The 416-nt window shown below is 64.7% G+C and carries 1 protein-coding gene; it reads left to right on the forward strand.

The annotated features are described in order from the left end of the window. Window positions 1-41: 41 nt before the first annotated feature. A partial coding sequence (locus B7P34_RS36325; RefSeq protein WP_146167064.1) for a DUF3440 domain-containing protein occupies window positions 42-416 on the forward strand: 375 nt, incomplete at its 3' end.

The following is a 416-nucleotide window of genomic DNA, read 5'->3' on the forward strand; positions in this document are numbered from 1 at the left end:
GCCGACGGTTCACGACAGGTGTCGGGCGCACCCTCTACAACGTGTACCCGATCTACGATTGGCAGACGGAGGACATCTGGCGTTTCCACGCCCGATTCCCCGAGATGCCCCACAACGAGGTGTACGACCTGATGCACAAGGCGGGGGTGCCTCTTTCCAAGCAGCGTCTCTGCCAGCCGTTCGGGGACGACCAGCGCCAGGGACTCTGGCTGTATCACCTGCTGGAGCCCGACACCTGGTTCAAGCTGATCGCGCGGGTGAACGGCGCGAACACGGGCGCCCTGTACGTGCAGGAACGGGGCAACGTCGCCGGCTACGGCCACGTGGACCTGCCGGACGGCCACACCTGGAAGTCCTACACCAACCTGCTGTTGGCGAGTTTGCCGAAGAGGACGCGGGAGCACTATCTGCGTCGG

Source organism: Streptosporangium nondiastaticum (assembly GCF_003011965.1).
GTDB lineage: Bacteria > Actinomycetota > Actinomycetes > Streptomycetales > Streptomycetaceae > Streptomyces > Streptomyces nondiastaticus.